This window comes from Porcibacter vitabionis (assembly GCF_046263795.1).
Classification (GTDB): domain Bacteria; phylum Bacillota; class Clostridia; order Lachnospirales; family Lachnospiraceae; genus Lachnocurva.
Genome location: NZ_JBJYZD010000012.1, coordinates 61,573 through 78,702, shown reverse-complemented (window position 1 = coordinate 78,702; position 17,130 = coordinate 61,573). Strand labels below are relative to the sequence as shown.

General features: G+C 45.9%; 16 protein-coding genes. All 16 read left to right on the top strand.

The genetic code is table 11. The features are described 5' to 3' along the window. Nucleotides 1–16: 16 nt before the first annotated feature. The 16 genes from trmB (at nt 17) to lacZ (ending at nt 17,116) form a co-directional block, all read left to right on the top strand. Complete coding sequence (trmB, locus tag ACKX2L_RS09590) at nt 17–673, top strand: tRNA (guanosine(46)-N7)-methyltransferase TrmB (RefSeq protein WP_497551473.1); 657 nt, start codon at nt 17–19, stop codon at nt 671–673. 37 nt (nt 674–710) lie between these two features. After that, entirely contained in the window at nt 711–2,153 is a 1,443-nt protein-coding gene (locus ACKX2L_RS09585) for a D-alanyl-D-alanine carboxypeptidase family protein (protein ID WP_497551474.1), read from the top strand. Further along, a complete protein-coding gene (locus ACKX2L_RS09580) occupies nt 2,116–3,567 on the top strand; it encodes an aminotransferase class I/II-fold pyridoxal phosphate-dependent enzyme (RefSeq protein WP_497551475.1) in 1,452 nt (483 codons plus the stop codon). Before ACKX2L_RS09585 ends, ACKX2L_RS09580 begins: the two co-directional genes overlap by 38 nt. Before the next feature lie 9 nt (nt 3,568–3,576). After that, a complete protein-coding gene (locus ACKX2L_RS09575; RefSeq protein WP_497551476.1) occupies nt 3,577–4,182 on the top strand; it encodes a nucleoside/nucleotide kinase family protein in 606 nt (201 codons plus the stop codon). 27 nt (nt 4,183–4,209) lie between these two features. Beyond that, entirely contained in the window at nt 4,210–5,214 is a 1,005-nt protein-coding gene (gene holB, locus ACKX2L_RS09570; RefSeq protein ID WP_497551477.1) for a DNA polymerase III subunit delta', read from the top strand. Further along, the gene (locus ACKX2L_RS09565) at nt 5,207–6,328 is read left to right on the top strand and encodes a PSP1 domain-containing protein (protein ID WP_497551478.1); all 1,122 of its coding nucleotides are present in this window, start codon (nt 5,207–5,209) and stop codon (nt 6,326–6,328) included. The genes holB and ACKX2L_RS09565 overlap by 8 nt, the downstream gene beginning before the upstream one ends. Further along, entirely contained in the window at nt 6,318–7,061 is a 744-nt protein-coding gene (locus ACKX2L_RS09560) for a tRNA1(Val) (adenine(37)-N6)-methyltransferase (RefSeq protein WP_497551479.1), read from the top strand. The genes ACKX2L_RS09565 and ACKX2L_RS09560 overlap by 11 nt, the downstream gene beginning before the upstream one ends. A 108-nt stretch (nt 7,062–7,169) precedes the next feature. Continuing rightward, entirely contained in the window at nt 7,170–8,021 is an 852-nt protein-coding gene (rsmI, locus tag ACKX2L_RS09555) for a 16S rRNA (cytidine(1402)-2'-O)-methyltransferase (RefSeq protein WP_497551480.1), read from the top strand. Nucleotides 8,022–8,193: 172 nt separating this feature from the next. Continuing rightward, on the top strand, nt 8,194–8,484 hold the full coding sequence (gene rpsF / locus ACKX2L_RS09550; RefSeq protein WP_497551481.1) for a 30S ribosomal protein S6: 291 nt from the start codon (nt 8,194–8,196) through the stop codon (nt 8,482–8,484). 24 nt (nt 8,485–8,508) lie between these two features. Then, entirely contained in the window at nt 8,509–8,961 is a 453-nt protein-coding gene (locus ACKX2L_RS09545; RefSeq protein WP_497551482.1) for a single-stranded DNA-binding protein, read from the top strand. A 20-nt stretch (nt 8,962–8,981) separates the two neighbouring features. Next, nucleotides 8,982–9,239, top strand: a complete 258-nt coding sequence (rpsR, locus tag ACKX2L_RS09540; protein ID WP_497551483.1) for a 30S ribosomal protein S18 — start codon at nt 8,982–8,984, stop codon at nt 9,237–9,239. A 275-nt stretch (nt 9,240–9,514) separates the two neighbouring features. After that, complete coding sequence (locus ACKX2L_RS09535) at nt 9,515–10,456, top strand: AraC family transcriptional regulator (protein ID WP_497551484.1); 942 nt, start codon at nt 9,515–9,517, stop codon at nt 10,454–10,456. A gap of 380 nt (nt 10,457–10,836) precedes the next feature. Continuing rightward, nucleotides 10,837–12,186 (top strand): ABC transporter substrate-binding protein, encoded by a 1,350-nt coding sequence (locus ACKX2L_RS09530; protein ID WP_497551485.1) that lies wholly within the window; start codon nt 10,837–10,839, stop codon nt 12,184–12,186. An 86-nt stretch (nt 12,187–12,272) separates the two neighbouring features. Next, entirely contained in the window at nt 12,273–13,172 is a 900-nt protein-coding gene (locus tag ACKX2L_RS09525; protein ID WP_497551486.1) for a carbohydrate ABC transporter permease, read from the top strand. After that, on the top strand, nt 13,165–13,998 hold the full coding sequence (locus ACKX2L_RS09520) for a carbohydrate ABC transporter permease (protein WP_497551487.1): 834 nt from the start codon (nt 13,165–13,167) through the stop codon (nt 13,996–13,998). The genes ACKX2L_RS09525 and ACKX2L_RS09520 overlap by 8 nt, the downstream gene beginning before the upstream one ends. Nucleotides 13,999–14,092: 94 nt before the next feature. Further along, on the top strand, nt 14,093–17,116 hold the full coding sequence (gene lacZ / locus ACKX2L_RS09515; RefSeq protein ID WP_497551488.1) for a beta-galactosidase, LacZ type: 3,024 nt from the start codon (nt 14,093–14,095) through the stop codon (nt 17,114–17,116). Nucleotides 17,117–17,130 lie beyond the last annotated feature (14 nt).

Sequence of the window (17,130 nt, the reverse complement as noted above, 5' to 3'; positions counted from 1 at the left end):
AAAAGGAGCATACGATATGAGACTCAGACATATTAAGGAAGCGGATCCTGCAATTCAAAAAAGCCCCTTCTGTATCAATGAGCCGACATCCTGTAAAGGACATTGGGCAGAGATCTTCGGAAATCAGAACCCGATCTACCTTGAGATCGGCATGGGAAAAGGGCGCTTTCTTATGGATATGGCCGAAGCTTATCCGGATAGAAATTTCCTTGGTCTGGAACGTTATTCCAGTGTTCTCTATCGGGCCGTTCAGAAGATCGAAGCAAAGGAAGAGCCGCCAAAGAATCTCTTCTTTCTTTGTGAAGATGCAAGAAAACTGAATGAGATCTTTGAACGAGGAGAAGTGGAAAGAATTTATCTGAATTTTTCCGATCCATGGCCGAAGGATCGGCATAAGAGACGGCGGCTTACTTCTCCGGATTTTTTAACGATCTACAAGGAACTCTTGAATGAAGGAGATCAGATTGAATTTAAGACAGATAATCGAGATCTTTTTGATTATTCTGTGGAGACCATTCGTGAATTTCCAGGCTTTCGTCTGGATGCCGTAACATACGACCTCCATCATGATGAAAAAATGAATGCAGGGAACATTATGACGGAGTATGAAGAACGCTTCTCAAAGGAAGGGAATCCTATCTGCAAATTGATTGCAGTAAGGGAGTTCAAATAAAAGCCGAATATCGGGAAGTCTTATGGGAGTGAAAATAATGAAAATGAATCATTGGAAGACAAATAAGACAGCAGGGAAAAGAATTGGAGCAGGGTTTCTTATTTTAGTGACAGCATTTTGTTTGACCTTTCCTTTTGGCGGAAATCAGGGAGTAAAGGCTTCGGAAACGGCGACAATATGGCCGGATCCGGGAGCTCTCCAGAGTCAGACTGCCTGCGTCATGGATATTGACAGCGGATCTATTCTCTATGGAAAGGATATGGACCAGAAAGAATATCCGGCCAGTATTACCAAGCTGATGACAGCACTCATTGCAGCGGAGCATTCTTCCATGGATGAGACGGTCACCTTTTCACAGGAGGCAGTCTTTGGCATTGAAAGAGGCTCTTCCAGTATTGCAAGAGATGTCGGAGAAAAGATGACCATGGAGCAGACGATGTATGGCATGCTTCTGGAATCTGCAAATGAATGTGCAGCAGCAATCGCAGAGCATGTTGGAGGCGGAGATTGCAATAAATTCATCGACATGATGAATGCAAAAGCAAAGGAACTCGGCTGTACCAATACTCATTTTGCCAACCCTCACGGCCTGCCAAATGAAAACCATTATACCACTGCCCATGATATGGCCTTGATTGCAGCAGCTGCATATAAGAATCCGGTTGTCGCCAAAATTGTCGGCACCAAGCAGTATACGATCCCGCCAACAAATAAGCATGTAGATCCGACGCCTTTAAATAATAACCATAGGATGCTGAATAACTATAAAGGCAATCAATGGCTTTATGATGGATGCCTGGGAGGAAAAACCGGTTATACCGATGTGGCTGGAAATACCCTGGTCACCTTTGCCAAACGGAATAACATGCTTCTTGTAGTTGTAATTTTGGGAGCGAAAACACCGGGACACTATCAGGATACAAAAACTCTTTTAGATTTCTGTTTTGCAAATTTCAAAGAATACAAGATCTCTGATCTTCTGAATAAGGATCAGGTAAAGAATGAGGGACTCTTAGGAAAAAACGAGAATCTTGTTAAAATTGGCGACGGCAGCATTGTTCTGCCTGTAAATGTAGACCCGTCTGCGGCAAAATGCTCCCTGGAGAAGGCAAAGGACACTTCTTCGAAGGAAGCTGAGAAAAAAGCCGGTAAGATTACCTATACCTACAATGGCAGGGATGTCGGCAGCGCAGAACTGACCTATACGGAACAAAAGAGTAAGACCTATCCTTTTCAGAATGTTGCAGCTAAGGATGGAGGAAGCCAAAGAAAGGCAATAAAAATCGACTTCCGAAAGGTCCTTCTCGGAATCATCCTTGTGATCTTTGTCTTAATTCTAATCCGGATCGGCATCCTTTACTGGAGAAAAAGGAGACTTCGTCATCCGAAGAGAGCAAAAATCTATCAGCAGGATTTAAGCAAATATAAGAAGATAAAAAATAATGATTCAAATTCCAAACGAAGGACCGGAAAGAAATAAAGCCTTTGGGCAGGATGATCTCGAGGACCGCCTGCATTCCTATGCAGAATCAGATTTTTACCCCTTCCATATGCCGGGACATAAGAGGCAGAGCCTGGGCATGGGAGATCCATACCGAACGGATATCACGGAGATCTACGGCTTTGATAATCTGAATCATCCGAAAGAAATCTTAAAGAAATTGAATGAGGATTATGCCCGGCTTTATCAGGCAGATGCTGCATATCTCATGGTGAACGGGTCCAGCGGCGGAAATCTTGCGGCCATTTTCTCTGCCTGCAAAAATATGGACGGGGTCCTGATCCAGAGAAATTCCCATAAAAGCATCATCCATGGTTTGATGTTGAAGGAAGTACGGACAGTTTATCAGATACCGAAAGCATGGCAGGAAAATCCGGAAATACCGGGTCTCCTGGATCCGGAGGAGACAAGGAGGATCCTGAAAAAGAATCCGGATATCCGGGTCATGATCGTTACATCTCCCTCTTATGAGGGGGTTCTCCAGCCGATCCGGGAACTTTCAGAGATTTGTCATGAGAAAAATGTAGCCCTGATCGTAGATGGGGCACATGGTGCTCATCTTGGAATTTCACCGGAATTTCCGAAAAATCCGATTCAGGAAGGAGCAGACCTTGTTGTCTTAAGTCTTCATAAAATGCTTCCTGTGATGACACAGACGGCTATGGTCCTGTATCGGGCCAATCCATATGTGAAGAGGGAAGACTTGGAAGACGCGATCCGGATCTTTCAAACGAGTTCCCCATCTTATGTCTTAATGGAATCTGCAAGCCGCGGTTTACATTTCCTCGAAAAAGAGGGAAAGATGCGCTTTCAAAAGTGGAAGGAAATGCTGGATTCCATCTATCATAAACTGGAAACGGATGGACCGGGGATTCGTCTCATGTCTCCGGTTGGCAGAGATCCTTCCAAGCTGGTTCTTTTTTCACGAGAGCCGGGTTTTCGTGGGGCGGATCTGATGCGGACTCTAAGGGAGGAGGACCATCTGGAACTGGAAATGGCCCTGGGAAATTATGCTCTGGCCATGACTTCCTGTATGGATACGGAAGATGGCATGAGACGCCTGACAGATGCGATCTTAAGAAGGAATCGCTCTGAGATTGAGATGAGGCGGGCCTTTTCAGGAGAAGACCGGAAAACAAAATCCACAGAGCTTCCGGCAAAGGCATTGGAAATCCGGGAAGCCTGGGATAGAGACTGGGAGAAGGTATCGATTTGGGATGCGGAAGGAAGAATCGCCCGGGATGAGATCTGTATCTATCCACCCGGAATTCCCCTGGCCGTTCCAGGCGAAGTGATCGGCCAAAACTGTATCCGGGAACTGGATCAGGCGATTCGGGACGGTCTTGAGATCGATGGATGCGATGAGGATGATAGGATTCGTGTTTTGAAATAGGAGAGCGTCATGGGACATATCTACATCTTATTAGGAAAAAGCGCGAGCGGAAAAGATACGGTGGCAGAGAAAGTCCTGTCCGATTTAAAGGAGAGGATCTACCCCATCATCCCCTATACGACGCGGCCGATCCGGGAAGGCGAAAAAGAAGGCGAGAGCTACCATTTTGTCACGGATCATGATCTGGAGGACCTGGACAGGCGAGGACTCATTATTGAAAGAAGGGTCTATCAGACTGTGGCCGGTCCCTGGACCTATTTTACGGTCGATGATGGAAATATAGACCTGGACCATAGAGACTATCTGACCATCGGGACCCTGGAGTCTTATCAAAAATTCGCTGCCTATTTTCATGAGGACAGGGTCCTTCCCATTTACCTCTATGTGGATGACGGAGTACGCCTGGAAAGAGCCTTGAAAAGGCTGAGAGCTGAGAAAGATCCAAACTATCGAGAACTCTGCCGGCGTTTTCTGGCAGATGAAGAAGATTTTTCGGAAGAAAAATTGAAAGCAGCTGGTATCGAAATTCGGATTCCGAATGAAAATCTGGAGGATACCGTTGCTAAAGTGGAAGAATGGATCATCGGTGAAAAAAGCCTGATCCATAAGACTTAATCAATAACAGGTTTTTCGGAGGCGGATATGAATCAGTCATTTGATGAGATTCAAGGCGAAAATGATTTGAAAAACTACTTCCGGACCGCTGTAGAAAGCGGAAAGGTAGGACACGCCTATATTTTAAGCGGGGAGAAGGGCTCGGGAAAACATATGCTGGCGGAGGCCTTCGCTGCAGCTCTTCTATGTGAATCACCCGAGAATGGTCAGGCCTGTCAGACCTGCCCTTCCTGCAGGAAATTCCGGCATCACAGTCATCCGGATCTGGTGGAAGTCCTTCATGAAAAGCCTAATGTGATCTCCGTAGATGAGGTACGAAGCCAGCTGGTCAATGTCATACAGACCGGCCCTTTGGAGGCCCGCTACAAGGTCTATTTGATACCGGATGCGGAGAAATTGAATCCGGCGGCACAGAATGCGATCTTAAAAACGATCGAGGAGCCGCCTTCTTATGCTGTCATTATCCTTCTGTCAGAAAATAAAAATGCCTTTTTGCCAACGATCCTGTCCCGCTGTATCAGTCTCGAAACGAAACCGGTCCGGCAGGATCTGATCGAGCGTTATCTCATGAGAAACTACAGACAGACCGATTATACGGCAGCTGTCGCTTCTGCCTTTGCTCAGGGAAATATAGGCCGGGCCATCGAACTTGTTTCATCGGAAGAATTTCACGACAGAAGAGAGTTTGTCATCCGTCTGATGGAAAAACTGATGCGGGCCGCAGATTATGAATTTGAAGATGAAATCAAGACCTTGAAAGAAGAAAAAGATGATATCGATGACATCTTGAATCTGATCACGATCTGGTTTCGGGATGTGTTATTATATAAAGCAACAGGCACAGATGAATTTCTTATTTTCACTTCCGAACGGTCTCTGATTCGAAAGATGGCAATGAAAGCCGGTTATTCCTATCTGGAGAAGGCCTTTCGGGCAATCCGGGAAGCAAGAAATAAACTGAAGGCCCATGTGAACTTTGAGCTGACGGCAGGACTTTTGATCCTGCAGTTAAAGGAGATAATGAATGGCTAATGTGATCGGAGTACACCTTAGAAACGGTGGAAAAATATTTTACTATGATCCGGGTGATAATGAGATCCGTCTCCATGATCATGTCATTGTAGAAAGCAGTCATGGTGTGGAATACGGAAAAGTCATGACAATGCCCCGGCAAATGGATGACAAGTATTTCAAGCATCCGCCGAAAAAGATTCTTCGGATGGCAACAGAAGAAGACGCCGTAAGGGATGAGAAAAACCACGAAAAGGAAGAAGAAGCCTATAAGATCTGCAAGCAGAAGATCCGTGATCATAAGCTCGATATGAAGCTGGTAGAAGCGGAGTATACCTTTGACAATAACAAGCTGATCTTCTACTTTACAGCGGATGAAAGGGTGGATTTCAGAGACCTTGTTAAAGATCTGGCCGGCGTTTTTCGGACACGGATCGAACTTCGTCAGATTGGCGTCCGTGATGAAACGAAGCTGATCGGCGGTATCGGTATCTGCGGCAGGGAACTCTGCTGCAGATCCTATCTGGAAGACTTTGCACCGGTCTCGATCAAAATGGCAAAGGAGCAGAACCTCTCTTTGAATCCGACCAAGATCTCCGGTGTCTGCGGTCGTTTGATGTGCTGCCTGAAAAATGAAGAAGACGCCTATGAGTATTTGAATAAAAAGCTGCCCCGTAAGGGAGATGAGGTGAAGACTCAGGACGGAAGAGTCGGAGAAGTGCAGAATGTAAACATTCTTCGGCAAAAAGTCCGGGTCATCTTTGAAGTGAATGACACCAGGGAAGTAGAGGAATTTGAAGCAAAGGATCTGATCTATGAGCCCGGCGTTCATAAAAAGGCACATCATAATAAGAATAATGCAAAAAATGCTTCGGTAAAATCCGTGAAGACCGGAAAAGATGCAGGCGAAAAGCTCCCTCAGGATCGAAAGACAAAGAATCGGGGAGATAACAGGAAGGCAGCTTCCCAGGAATCCGGCACGGAGAAAGAACAAAATCCGGAGGGAGAGAGAAAGCAGAATCGCCGTCCGAAAAGAAACCGTGACAGAAGAAATCAGAATTCAAATCCGAATTCCAACCCCAACCGGGGCCGGGAAACGACGGAAAACAGGAAAGTGACCGAACATGACAGCTGACAGCTTCAGAAAAGAGGGCGAAAGAATCGATGATCTCCAACGAAACGGTTTGAAGATCCTTCAGGACCCCAGTCGTTTCTGCTTTGGTATGGATGCGGTTCTCCTTTCCGGTTTTGCAAAGGTCAGAAGAAATGAGCGGGTGATGGATCTGGGTACAGGAACCGGGATCCTCCCGCTTCTTTTATCTGCCAAGACAGAAGGAAGAGAGTTTATCGGTCTGGAAGTCCAGGCAGAAAGTGCCGATATGGCAGAGAGATCCGTCAGAATGAACGGTCTGTCAGACCGGATCCATATTATACAGGGGAATGTAAAAGAGGCATCAGAACAATTCGGCCGATCCTCTTTTGATGTTGTTGTTTCCAATCCGCCTTATATGATCGATCACCACGGAATACAGAATCAGGCTGACGCCAAATGGATCGCCAGGCATGAAGTCATGGCGGATCTCGATGACTTCGTCAGGGAAACAGCAAGGCTTCTTCGGCCCAAAGGCAGGTGCTATTTTGTCCACAGACCCTTCCGACTGGTTGATCTCTTGGATTCTATGCGCCGGTATGGTATTGAGCCGAAACGCATGCGGCTGGTCTATCCCTTTCTTGACAAGGAGCCGAATATGGTGCTGGTGGAAGGCGTTCGGGACGGAAATCCGCGTCTCACGGTAGAGAAGCCACTCATCGTTTATAAGGCAGTCGGAGAATACACGGATGAAATCCTTGATCTATATGGCTTCTAAAGAATCCCGGGAAAAGGTCATCGGAGAATCTTCCGCTGACATCCATCGCGGATCTGTCTTTATTTTAAAGATTTTAAAGCGATATAGAAGATAAGCACGGAGGGAAAAATGGCTGGAACCTTATATCTTGTCGGGACGCCCATCGGAAATCTGGAGGATATGACTTTCCGGGCGGTCCGTATTTTAAAAGAAGCGGATCTCATTGCAGCGGAGGATACCAGAAATTCCATCAAGCTTCTTACACACTTTGATATCCATACACCAATGACTTCCTATCATGAATTTAACAAGCTGGATAAGGGAAGAGAATTGGTGGACAAACTGAAGGCGGGGACCAATATAGCCCTGATCACGGATGCAGGCATGCCCGGGATCTCTGATCCCGGAGAAGAATTGGTTTCCATGTGCTATGAAGAGGGCATTGAAGTGACGACCGTGCCGGGTCCGACTGCTTTTGCCTCAGCTGCTGTCATGTCCGGACAGCCTTGTCGGAGACTGGCTTTTGAAGCATTTCTTCCTAAGGACAAGAAGGAACGCAGCCGGGTTCTGGAAGAGATCAAAAAAGAAACACGAACCATCCTGATCTATGAAGCACCCCATCATTTGAAGAAAACCTTGGAAGAGCTGAGTGATGTCCTTGGAAGAGACCGGGAAGTTACCGTTACAAGAGAGATTACAAAGCGCTTTGAAGAGAAAAGGAAGACCAGCCTGGGAGAGGCTTTGGACTATTATCAGACAAACACACCCCGTGGGGAATATGTACTGGTGATCCATGGAAAAAGCAAAGAAGAAAGTGAAGCGGAGAAGAAGAAACAGTGGGAGAGCTTTTCTGTCGCTAAACATTATGAGAAATACCTCTCTCTTGGAATGGATCAAAAGGCCGCAATGAAGCAGGTGGCCATGGACCGCGGGATCCGAAAAAGGGACGTCTATCAGGCTCTTTTAAAAGAGAAGATGTGATCTTATTTTATTTTAGAAAGATAAACAGAGAATGAACAATTCAAAAACAATTTCGAAAACTGCTTGAATATCAGCGCTCTTCATGTTAAGATATTGACTCGTGGTAAATGATATTTCCTTGCTGCTCTGATGTAGTGCAGAGGGGCCAATAGACCAGAAGGAGGTTAATCGCATGAACAAGTATGAATTAGCACTCGTAGTGAATGCCAAGATCGACGATGATGCGAGAACAGCTACAGTAGAAAAGGCAAAAGAGACAATTGCCCGCTATGGTGGAACTGTTACGAACATTGATGAAGCTGGTAAGAAGAAGCTTGCTGTTATGATCAATAAGATGACAGAAGCATATTACTACTTCATTCAGTTCGATGCAGAAGCTGATGCACCTGCAAAGGTTGAAGCTGATGTTCGTATTATGGACAATGTTCTTCGTTTCTTAGTCGTTCGCGCAAACGAGCAGTAAGACTGAGATAAGGAGAGTAAGAGTATGAATAAAGTCATCTTAATGGGCAGACTTACAAGAGATCCGGATGTTCGTTATGGCGGAGCCAATAATACAGCTGTTGCAAGATTCAGCATTGCTGTGGACCGTCGTTTTCATCGGGACGGAGATCCGACAGCGGATTTCTTCAATTGTACTGCATTTGGAAAACAGGGTGAGTTCGTAGAGAAATATCTCCACAAGGGAACCAAGATCGTTCTCGATGGAGAGATCAGAAACGATAATTATACCAATAAAGAAGGTCAGAAGGTCTATGGTACACAGATCATTGCCAACTCGATCGAATTTGCCGAATCCAAGAATGCACAGTCTGCATATGATTCCGGAAATTCCGGAAATTCCGCATCTCCTGCAGGAAACGCAGGTTCGATGGGAAATGCCGGCGATGATTTTATGAACGATCCGAGCGGTGTGGAAGAAGACCTGCCGTTCAACTAAAATAACAGGAGGTAAAAACCATGGCATTCAATAAGGAAGAGCATGCAGGCGGACCTAGAAGACGTCCCATGCATAGAAGAAGAAAGGTTTGTGTATTCTGCGGAAAGAATGCAGTGATCGATTACAAGGATACCAATCTTCTGAGAAAGTATATCTCTGAGAGAGGAAAGATCCTTCCTCGCCGGATTACCGGTACTTGCGCTAAGCATCAGAGAGAGCTTACGACAGCAATCAAGAGAGCTCGTCATCTTGCTCTTATGCCTTACGTTCAGGATTAATAGAATTCGGTAAGAATAGAAACCGTATTCTGAAGCGTAACAAGAGATATTAAAGACTGTCTCCTTTGGGGGCAGTCTTTTTTTGCAAAAAAATGAACGTGAAGGGATGGGATTTCCTACCTTTCCTGTAATTTCCAATAAGAGCAGCTTTTTTTTGCAAGAATAAACCTTTCGAATTGGATTTGGTTTCGATTCAAAATCAAATAAGCCATACTTTACTATTCTTGCAAATTCGATTATGATTAAGGCAAGATTTATTGAAAAGAGGTTTTGCCATGACGAAACAGAAAAAGAAGCTGGAATTTCGATATTATACCTTGCCGGAAGGAGATTATGTACTTCCGATGCTTGGGAAGGGCTGGGAACAGGAATACGGTCTCGGCTATGGCGAAATGCAGCATTTTCATAATTACCTGGAGATTGGTTACTGCTATTACGGTAATGGACGTCTTCTGATAGAAGACAGGTCCTATCGTTATGGTGCCAACATGTTTACCATTATTCCGGCAAACATTCCACATACGACCATCTCAGACCCCGGTCATGTGGATAAGTGGGAGTTCCTTTTTATCGACCTGGATGAATTTATCAAGAATGAGATGGAATCTTCCAGGCTTTCTACGGATGAGATCATCCGGACGATCAATAAGAGAGGAACCCTGAAAACGAAAGCCAATCACCCGGCTCTCTCCAACCTGATCCAGAGCATTATCCGGGAATGCCGAACCCAGCCTCTCTATTATAAAGATGCGATCAAGGGCTATCTCATGGCATTGACCATAGAGATCCTCCGCCTGGATGATGAAAGACTTCAGGTTCGAAAAGTGGATCGGTTCAGCGAATATATTAAGACAGCTGTTCGTTATGTGAATGAGCATTATTCCGAGGAGATCCGCATTTCTGAGATGGCTTCTACCTGCGGCTTATCTGAGTCCCACTTCAGAAAGATCTTTGAAGAAGCGATGAATATGAAACCGAACGACTATATCAATTCGGTCCGGATCCAGGAGGCATGCAAGCTCATGCGGAAGGAAGAACTTTCCATGGAGGAACTTGGACTGAGAGTAGGATATCAGACACCTTCCACCTTCAATCGGAATTTTCGTAAACTGACCGGAAAGACTCCCTATCAATGGAAGTCGGATGCCAGAAGTCATAAAGATCTTCTGACGGACTTCAGGATCAGCGCCGAAAAGGGATGGGAAGGAAAGGTTTAAGTCAAAGCTGATCAGGACCTCCTCGATGAAACCTGACCAAAGACAGCGGTAACGAAGGCAGACAGCTCTTTGTTACCGCTTTTTTTGCTCATTTTCCACGGGCAGAAATTATTCAAAAAAAATTTCACAGATCCGAAATTGTAGAAGAGTCATAAAAAATGCACAAAAAACCCGAACATAATGGTAACGTTTCCATCATTTTTTAGGCGAATATGCAAAGAATAGAATACTTTCTACACTTCTATTTTACGTCCTGTCGGTTATAATAGACATACATTCAAGAGAAAAGGGAACAGAATCTGTACAAAATTCACAAGGCATTAAGCCTGTGAAGTTGGTTATGGCAAAAATGTTCCCGATCGTACAAGGAGGGTTTTTGTATGAAAAAGAAAGTATTGTCCATTATGCTGGTAGGGGTACTGGCAGTTGGAGCTCTTGCAGGATGCGGAAGCAGCAGCAAGAGTAAGAGCGGATCGAAGAAGTCATCCGGAAAGAACATCACGGCTTCTGAGGATAAGAATACGCTTTCCGTATACGCTTGGGATAAGAACTTCAATATCCCGGCTCTGAAGGCAGCAGAAGCTGCATATCAGAAGAAGAATCCTGACTTCAAGCTGAACATCATTGAACAGTCTGCATCTTCTGATGTTGAGACCGCTGTTACTACAGCAGGTTCTTCCAAGGATTATTCCGCACTTCCTGACATCGTTCTTTTCCAGGATCACTACATCCAGAGATATGTACATGATTATCCGGATGCATGGCAGAATGTTGATGATGCCAAGGTTGACTGGACACAGTTCTCTCAGGATAAGATCGGTATGTCCACGATCGGGGGCAAGCACTATGGCTTCCCTGTAGATAACGGTACTGTTATCATGGCTTACCGTACAGATTATCTGCAGCAGGCCGGTCACAGCGTTGATGAAATGACCGGAATCTCATGGACAGATTTCGAAAAGGTTGCAAAGGACGTTAAGGATAAGACCGGTAAGTATATGATGTCCATGGACCACTCCGGAGATGACTTCCCTTACATGATGCTCCAGGCAGAGGGTGTATCCCAGTTCAAGGATGGCAAGCCTCAGCTTACCTCTGAGCCAAAGGTTGCTCAGGTTGTTGATGTGATTGCTTCTATGGCAAAGGATGAAACCATTCTCCTGGCAAACTCCTGGGATGAGTACACAGCATCGATCGCAAATGATCAGGTAGCAGGTGTATTCAATGGTAACTGGATCATTGCTACAATGAAGCAGAACAAGGCCGCTGCAGGTAAGTGGGCAATCACTACGATCCCGACTCTGGAAGGAAACGGACAGCAGGGATATGCAGCAAACGGCGGTTCTTCCCTTTATATTACAGCAGCCTGCAAGAAGGCTGACCTTGCCAAGGACTTCCTTTCTTACACATTCGGCGGCGGCGACGGCGCAATTGAGACTTATGATAACGCTCTGAAGAACGGCGGTGTTATTTCTACTTACCTTCCTGCAGTTCAGGGTGATACCTATCAGCAGGCAGATGATTTCTTCGGTGGTGCTAAGGTTTACGCAACTCTGATGGAATACTCCGGTAAGGTTCCTGCAGTTGAGCAGAACGACTTCCACTACGAAGCAAGAACTGATATGGGTGAGGCAATCACCAATGTGATCAACGGAACTGCCACTAAGGATGCTCTGAAGGATGCACAGGATAAGCTTGAGTTTGCAATGGAAGACAACAGCTCTAAGTAATTCCGGGATCCGGTAAAAATTCGGGGAATCGGACTTCCGATTCCCCTTTTTTAACCGTAAGGTCTTAGAAAGAAGGGAGAGTAAATTTGGAAAAGAAAAAAGGCATAAGCCTGCAGGAGAAGCAAAGCCTGGCAGGGTGGGGCTTTTTGGCACCTGCATCAATCCTGATCTTCATCCTGAGCTTTTACCCCATGGTAAGAGCCTTCATCATGTCTATGCAGACAGGGTCGGCCGCAAACATGCAGTGGCAGCAGCCCATCTTTCGGAATTATACCAGAATGATCCACGATACGACCTTTATCCGGTCGATGGGGAATACCTTCCTCTATCTGATCATCCAGGTACCGATCATGCTGGTTCTGGCAATCCTCCTGGCACAGCTTTTAAATAACAAGGATCTGAAATTCCGCGGCCTTTTCCGAACCATGGTCTTCCTTCCTTGTGCGACCTCATTGGTTTCTTATTCTTTGATTTTCCGTTCGATGTTCGCTCAGCAGGGTTTGGTCAATTCCATCCTGATGAAGCTTGGCATCATCGAAAAAAATATCAACTTCATCGGTACGACCGGATGGGCGCGTTTTGTTATTATCTTCGCATTGATCTGGAGATGGACCGGTTATAACATGGTCTTCTATCTGGCAGGTCTGCAGAATATCGAATATTCTGTATATGAAGCAGCTAAAATTGATGGAGCAAATGGCTGGAAGACCTTCTGGCATATCACAGTTCCTCTTCTTCGCCCGACCATTATCATGACATTCATTATGTCAATCAATGGTACTCTGCAGCTCTTCGATGAGTCTGTCAACCTGACAAACGGAGGTCCGGCAAATACTACGATCACCATGTCGCATTACATTTACAACCTTTCCTTTGGTAAGGGCGTTTCGAATTTCGGTTATGCATCCGCCCTTTCCTTCGTTGTATTTGTCCTGGTTGCTATTCTGGCAGCTATTAATCTGAAAGTAGGTGATACGCGTGACTAAGGCTAAGAATAAATCCGCAATTCAGCGCAGACTGATTCCAACCTATATTTTCCTGATCATCTGGAGTCTTTTCTCTGTATTCCCTCTTTACTGGATGATTTCCGCTTCCACGAATACATCAAAGGATATCCAGGCCGGAAAGATTGTTTTCGGAGCTGCATTTATCGAGAATTATGAGAAGCTGACTTCTCAGAATGATCTCTGGGGAACTCTTGGAAACTCCTTCTTCTATTCGATTGTGCAGACCATTCTCTGCCTCTTCATCTGCTCCCTTGCCGGTTTCGGGTTCGAGCTCTATCACACCAAGATGAAGGATAAATTATTTGACATCCTTCTTCTTGCCATGATGGTACCTCAGGTAGCAACGATGATTCCCCTTTTTAAGTTAGTAAACAGCATGGGAATCATGTATACCGTATGGGCCTTCATCCTGCCGTCGATCTCGACGCCATTTATGATCATGATGTTCCGTCAGAATTCGCGTAATTTCCCTCAAGACATTATGGAGGCCGCAAGACTGGACGGATTGAATGAGTTCCAGATCTACTTCCGTATGTATCTTCCGGTTATGAAGTCAACTTTTGCAGCCGCAGCTGTTATTACCTTCATGAATGCTTGGAATGCATATCTGTGGCCGAAGGTTGTTATGGGAACCAATACCGATGCATGGACCATGCCGATGTTGATTGCAAATCTGGCAGGTGGTTATACACCGGACTATGGTGTTCTGATGCTTGGCGTTCTCTTCTGTTCCATCCCGACAATGATTGTCTTCTTCGTACTGCAGAAGCAGTTTGCAGAAGGTATTACCGGTGCGGTGAAGTAATAGGAGATAGAGACAAAGAAAGCAAGAAAAGGGTTTTGAATGAGAGGGACTGTAGGCTGCCTGCAGTCCCTTTTCAAAAATAAAGGAGAAGTTTATGAAAGAATTCCATTACGACATTGTAAGGGATCCTGAGATTTTCGAGGAAAATCGTCTGCCGGCGCATTCTGACCATCTCTATTATCCGAACAAAAGTGCCATCTATGGAGATCCGACCGGCTTTCGGTTCAGCCTGAATGGAATCTGGAAGTTTTCTTATGCAAGAAATGTTGAATCTGCTGTCCCAGACTTTTATCAGAAGGATTTTAGCGCTTTAGGCTGGGACGAGATCCGTGTTCCTGCCTGCATTCAGATGGAAGGTTACGACAGACCTCAGTATGTGAATACCCAGTATCCCTGGGATGGGCATGAAGAAGTGGAACCGGGAGAGATCCCTAAGGAATTTAACCCGACGGCATCTTATCTGAAGGATTTTGAGCTTCCTTCGAATATGACGAAGGGACCGGTCTATATTTCCTTTCAGGGAGTGGAAAGCGGATTCGCACTATGGCTCAATGGCAATTATGTCGGTTACAGTGAGGACAGTTTCACACCCTCTGAGTTCGATTTGACGCCATATATCCAGCCCGGGAGAAACCGGCTGGCTGTCCGGGTATTCAAATGGACAGCGGGAAGTTGGTGCGAAGACCAGGATATGTTCCGCTTTTCAGGCATATTCCGGGATGTATATCTCTATACGGTTCCGGAAGTTCATATCCGGGATCTGAAAATTCAGACCGAGCTCGAGCAAAAATTTACCAAGGCAGAGCTTGTTATTGATATGAAGACGAATAAGCCCGGTTCCTATCAGATGGATCTCGTGGATCCGAATGGTGAGTCCGTCATCAATGGGAAGGGGTCTCTGGACCGGAATACCCACATCCGGATTCCGGTAGATGAGCCCCAGCTCTGGAGTGCGGAGATTCCGAATCTCTATGAGCTTCGAATCGAAGTCCTGGATGAGAAGAATCATTTTCAGGAAGAAGTGGTGGAGAAAGTTGGTTTCCGCAGCTTCGAACTCAAGGATCATATCATGCAGTTGAATGGCAAGCGGATCGTTTTCAAAGGAACAGACCGTCATGAATTCAGCGCAGAGACCGGGCGGGCATTGACAGTGGATGATATTGAAAAGGATATCATCACCATGAAGCAGAACAATATCAATGCGATCCGGACCAGCCACTATCCTAACCGGACAGAGTTCTATCGTCTGTGTGATGAATACGGTCTCTATGTCATAGATGAGACCAATCTGGAAACCCATGGAACCTGGGATCCGGTGATGGAAGGAAGACGTGATATCGAGACCGTAGTGCCGGGGAATCGGCCGGAATTCCAGGAACTGGTTCTGGATCGGGCTCGCAGCATGTACGAAAGAGACAAGAACCACCCTTCAATTTTGATCTGGTCTTGCGGCAACGAGTCTTTCGGCGGAAAAGATATCAATGAAATGACCAAGGCATTTCATGCCTGGGATCCGACTCGTCTGGTTCATTACGAAGGCGTTCAATGGGATAAGCGCTATCCGGATCTGTCGGACATGGAAAGTACCATGTATGCGCCGGTAGCTGACATCAAGGAATTCCTGAAGGATCATAGAGAAAAGCCCTATATTAACTGCGAATATACCCATGCCATGGGAAATTCCTGCGGGGCCATGTCGAAGTACACGGATCTGACCCGGGAAGAACCCCTTTTCCAGGGTGGTTTTATCTGGGATTATATTGACCAGTCTCTTACCAAAAAGGACCGCTATGGCAGGGAATTCCAGGCCTATGGCGGTGACTTCGATGACCGGCCCTGTGATTTCAGTTTCAGCGGTAACGGCATCTGCTATGGCAAGGATCGTGATCCGTCCCCCAAGATGCAGGAAGTGAAGTACAACTACCAGAATATCCGGGTTTGTGTGGAAGAAGACCACTTCTTTGTGGAAAACAACGCACTTTTCACACCGACCGGTGCATATGACTGTGAAATCCTTCTGGAAAAGGATGGAGAGTTCCTGGATGCATATATGTCAGAGGTCAATGTAGACCCGGGCGAAAGCAGATCCTTTGATATGCCATTTAAGATCCCGGACGAAGGTGGTGAATATGTCGTTACGGTATCCTTCCTTTTGAAGAAGGATGAACTCTGGGCAGACCAGGGGCATGAAGTTGCCTGGGGCCAGGGCATCTTCGAAAGAAAAGGAGAAGAAAAAGAACATAAAGGACATATGACTATTGTACATGGCTGGAAGAATCTGGGTGTTAAGGGTGACAACTTCGAAGTCATCTTCTCCCGTCTCTTCGGCGGATTGGTTTCTTATGTCTATGGTGGCAGGGAACTCTTAAAGACCATGCCAAAGCCCAATTTCTGGCGGGCTATGACTGAGAATGACATGGCAAACCAGCTCCCTTTCCGTGCCGGTCAATGGAAAGCAGCTTCTATGTATGTATCACATAAGTATCATCATGGAAGAAGAGGAACAGATTATGAGGTCGAGGAGAAGGAACAGTCTGTTACCATTACCTATACCTATCATCTGGCGACCAAGCCGGCTATGGATTGCAAAGTGACTTACACGGTCTTCCCGGATGGTGAGATCAAAGTCAACCTTTCTATGGGAGACAGCCATGAAGTCGGTGAGCTTCCGGAATTCAGCATGATGTTCGGCTTAGATTATGATCTCCATCACTTAAAATGGTATGGAAAAGGACCGGATGAGACCTATATCGACCGGCAGCATGCCAAGGTCGGGGTCTATGAAAATGATGTTATGGATAACATGGCCAAATATCTGGTTCCTCAGGAATGTGGTAACAAAGTAGATGTGCGTTATGCAGAATTGACCGATGACAAGGGCAGGGGTATTCGTTTCAACTGTAATCACCTGGAATTCTCCGCCCTGCCCTATACACCTCAGGAAGTGGAAAATGCGACCCACCAGAATGAGCTGCCGCTTCCCATCCGGACCTGTGTCCGTGTCGGTAAGCAGATGGGCATTGGAGGAGACGATACCTGGGGTGCCTTGACACATCCGGAGTTCATGTTAGATAATAATAAAACGATGAGCATCACATTTTCCTTCCGAGGGATCTGATGATTCATAGATTG